Origin of the sequence: Streptomyces sp. NPDC059456, from assembly GCF_042750055.1 — a bacterium.
Taxonomy (GTDB): Bacteria; Actinomycetota; Actinomycetes; order Streptomycetales; family Streptomycetaceae; genus Streptomyces.
The window spans coordinates 1-3,939 of record NZ_JBHYVA010000755.1; the positions used below are offsets into that span (position 1 = coordinate 1).

Annotated in this window: 3 protein-coding genes; 1 reads left to right on the top strand and 2 read right to left on the bottom strand. The window is 73.7% G+C overall.

Annotation, left to right across the window (positions count from 1 at the left end; all coding sequences use genetic code 11):
• On the bottom strand, nt 1-1,230 hold a 1,230-nt coding region (locus ACFXA3_RS37835), incomplete at its 3' end, for a GNAT family N-acetyltransferase (protein WP_385195038.1).
• A gap of 177 nt (nt 1,231-1,407) precedes the next feature.
• On the opposite strand from ACFXA3_RS37835, the gene ACFXA3_RS37840 reads away from it, so the two are divergent.
• Nucleotides 1,408-2,343, top strand: coding sequence for an alpha/beta hydrolase family esterase (locus tag ACFXA3_RS37840; RefSeq protein ID WP_385195041.1), 936 nt, complete (start codon nt 1,408-1,410; stop codon nt 2,341-2,343).
• Here ACFXA3_RS37840 and ACFXA3_RS37845 read toward each other — a convergent pair.
• Nucleotides 2,294-3,939 (bottom strand): hypothetical protein (locus ACFXA3_RS37845; RefSeq protein ID WP_385195043.1); only part of this gene is annotated, 1,646 nt, incomplete at its 5' end. The genes ACFXA3_RS37840 and ACFXA3_RS37845 overlap by 50 nt on opposite strands.

The window sequence follows — 3,939 nt, forward strand, 5'->3', positions numbered from 1 at the left end:
GGGTCGTTCTCTGTTTAAGCCCGGGCACCCCGGCCCCGGGGACCGGGGACCCACACCGTCACCCCCCCCCGCCGCGGCGAGGGCGGCGAGCGACGTGCCGCCGAGATAGGCGCAGCCCAGATCCCGTACGGACAACGCCACGTCGGGGTCGGCGCCGGTGCGCGTGCACTGCGCGCCGTCGACGCCCCCGATGAGCCGCCAACGCCCTTCGTTCCAGGGGCAGACGGGGTCCTCGACCTGGAGGACGACCTCGACGGGCGTGCGGTACGTCCGGGCCCGCAGCGCGGCGGGGACGTCGACCAGCCGCACGAACAGCGCGTCGCGCAGGCGGATCTGGCAACGGCGGACGTCGGACACGAGGTGCACCCACGCATCGTCGGCCGGCCGGTTCGGCAGCGAGAGCCACGAGGTCAGATCGATGGAGAACAGGAACTCCCACAGGGCGGCGTGGGCGGCCGGGTCCAGCGCCTCCAGATCGCCCACCACGACCGTGCCCCGGGGACCGCTCGCATCCCATTCCGGCCTGTTGCGGAAACGGGCGTACCCGACGGTGGCCCCGTCGCGCTCGGCGAGCACGCATTGCAGCGGCGCTCCGCCGGCGGGCCCGGGACCACCGGCCTCGACGACGGCCAGCCGCTCCCAGCCGGGCCGGCGTGCCAGCATCCCGGGCCGCAGCGGCACGCGCTGTGCGTACACGGTCTCGCAGGCGTCGAGTGATGCCACGGGGTCGGCGTACCGGATCCGCACCGCATCCGTACCGTCCGGTACGGCGAGCCGGACCCGGTCGGTGTCGATCAGGGCGGAGAGCTGGTAGGCGGCCATGCCGTAGCCGAACCGGCCGTAGACGTCCGGCTCCGAGGCGATCAGCACGGCCAGGGGCTCGCCCCGCCCGTGCACGTCGTCCAGCTGGCGCCGCATCATCGCGGTGAGCAGCCCGCGCCTGCGGTGCGTGGCCGCGACGCTCACCATCGTGACGCCGGCCGCGGCGACCAGGGCTCCGCCCGGGACCGAGAGCCCGAAGGAGAAGGCTCCGGCCGTGCCCACGCAGTCGTCGCCGGCCCATGCCGCGAGCGAGCGCTCGGGCTCGGTCAGGGTCCGCCAGAGCTCGCGGGCAGCGGGCGGTTTGGGCGCCCCGCCGAAGGCGCGCTCCAGGGTGGCGAACCACACGTCCCACTCGTCCGGCCGCAAGGTCCGCAGCTCGGTCCCCTCTGTCCCCGACTCCGCCGTCATGCATCAGCTCTACCAGCGGTATCCGCCGGCCGGTCACGGGGCGTCGCCGCGTCACCCGCGTGGGTCACCGTACGGCCGGCGGGGTGCGGGGCTTGACGTGCCGCATCCGAAGTAATGACACTTCAAGTGCAAATTGATTGGATGCCGTCACATCACTCGAAAGGTCGGGAGGCAGTCATGCCGTACGGTGCGGTGGTCCGCCGGGAGACCCTGGACGCCGGCGGCCTGAGACGCTCGTTCACCGTGGTCCGGCCCGTTCCCCCGCGGGAGGGCGCGCCGGTGGTACTGGTCTTCCACGGTGCCTACCAGAGCGCCCGGACGCTCCGGCTGGCCACCCGCAGGGCGCTCGACGGCGTCGTGAACACGTCGGGCGCGATCGTCGCCTACCTCGACAGCCACCGCCGGCACTGGAACGACGCCCGCGCGGACACGAGCTTCGCGGCCCGCACGGCAGGCGTGGACGAGGTCGCCTTCACCACCGCCGTCATCGATCGCCTGGTGCGCACCCACGGCGCCGACGCCTCCCGCGTCCACGCGGTGGGCTTCTCCAACGGCGGGTACCTCGTCTTCCGGTTCCTGCACGAGATCCCCGAGCGGCTCGCCGGTGCGGCGGTGATCTCCGCGGCACAGCCGGTGGCGGAGAACTTCGCCCCGCGCACCTCGCGGCTCCACCCGCTGCCGACCTTGATCATCCACGGGACCGGCGACCGGGTCGTACCGTACGAGGGCGGCCGGGTGACCCTGGGCGGACGGCATTCGGGCGGCACGTGCCTGTCGGCGCAGGAGACGGCGCGGTACTACGCCCGCCGCAACGGCGTGGACGTCACGGCCCCGTCCCCCCGGGCGGCCGCCCGCCGGGGGGGGTTGCCCCCCGGGGGCCGCCCCCGCCCCCCCGCCGAAACCCAGGACCCGCCGGTGACCCCGCCCCCCCGCGGGCGGTACACCCACCACCGCGGGGGCCCCCCCATCCCGACCGCGGCCAGGACGCTCGCCAGCCTCCTCGGACAGGACCGCCGCAGCCTCGACGCGGTCCGGGTGATCGAGGACTTCTTCGGCCTCGCCGTCAGATCAGCTCGACGAGGGGGAACGCCCGGTGGCGACGCGGCGGAGTGAGGAAGTTCTGGCGCCGGGTGGCGGTCAGGAACCGCTCCAGGCCGTTCTCGTCCTCGGGAACGCCGTGCCGTGACGCCAGGTCGAGCGAGGCCTGGTCGGTGCGCATCCGGGCGAAGAACTCGGCGGTCGGGACGAAGGCGGTGAACTCCAGCTTGGGCTGGGCGGATCCGTCGGGCACGTCCATGGAGTCGTACCCCGGCCCGTCCATGCGCAGGTGCAGCGGGCTGCCGTCGGCCCTGCGCGAGGACCTCTGCAGGCACGAGAGGTGGCCGATGCGGTGCTCGCCCTCCGGGGTGCCGATGCCCCGGGCGCTCAACTCCGCGTCGTCCGTGCCGCGGAAGGTGTTCGGCAGGAACGCGGGCCCGCCGCCGTCCGTGATCTGGTCGGCGTTGCCAGCCGAAGGCGGCGGTGTGGAGCGGAACATGTACTGCACGCGTTCCGAGAAGGCGGCGTCGTCGCCGGGCACCCCGGCGTCGTCGACGTCGTAGAACTGCTTGAGGTCCAGGATGACGTGCGAGAGGTGCTGGACGGCGCCGTGGTCGAAATAGTCCCCCGGACCGCAGGTCGTGAGCCCGCTCGCCCGGAAGGTGACGTCCGCGGCCGGAGCGCTCCCGGCCACCTGCTGGTCGGCGAACCCCATCCACATCGGCGACTTCGGATTGACCATGAAGGCGTACACGAGCGACTCGGCGTCCGCCAGTTTCCGGGGCAGCCCGATCTGGGTGAACATCGCCCGGCTCGACGTGAAGGCCAGGAGGTCCTCCAGGTGCGGCGAGGGCTGGGGGCGGCCGGCCAGGACCTGGCTTCCGCCCAGCCAGCGCAGCACGTCCTGGATGTGCCCGGCGTCGTCGCTGCGCAGCGTGAACAGCAGGTCGTTGTCCTCGATGGACACCGGTACGTTGAAGCGCCGCTTGACGATCCCGGGGTTGGCGGGGCCGACGTCCGTGGGGCCGGCCACCGCCTCCTCCAGGGCGTAGCGGCCCGCCGCGGACGTCAGGCGGGGCATGTGCGCGGAGACCAGCGGGCCGTGCAGTCCGCCGGGCAGCCGGCTGAAGTACGGCAGTCCGTACGAGACGAACGTGAAGACCCCGGCGGGGCTGAAGGGGTAGGCGCGTTCGATCGCGGCCAGGGCCCCGCTCAGCTTGGCCTGGTCCATGCGGGTGGGGGCCCGCAGCAGACGGGCCGTGACGAACAGCGTGTGCACCGGCCCGAACTGCACCTCGACGCCGTCCTCGGTGGTGACGGGGGCCGTGTAGCCGGCGATGTCGAACTGGATGTCGGGCAGGGCCGGGACGCCGGCCCGGTCACCCGGCGACGAGGCCGAGACCGTCCTCATCGGGACGGTGGAGGACCTTCCCGCCAGCTCCAGGGCGGCGAGCGCCGTGGCCAGCACCCCGCCGTGCAGGAGGCTCCGGCGGGTGAGACCCGCAGGGCCCGTGGAGCCCTGCGGTCGAGGGCTGTGGGCGGGAGCCGGTTCCGGTTCCTGCCGGTCCGATCCGGTTCTGCTCTTGGGGCGTCGGGCGTCGTCCATCACGTCTTCCACTCCTGATCGGGGGCGGCCCGCGGGCGCGGGCCGGGCCCGGGGGGGGTGCCCGG

Coding starts and splice junctions, on each gene's coding strand:
- ACFXA3_RS37840 (WP_385195041.1), top strand. CDS start 1,408: ATGCCGTACGGTGCGGTGGTCCGCCGGGAGACCCTGGACGCCGGCGGC.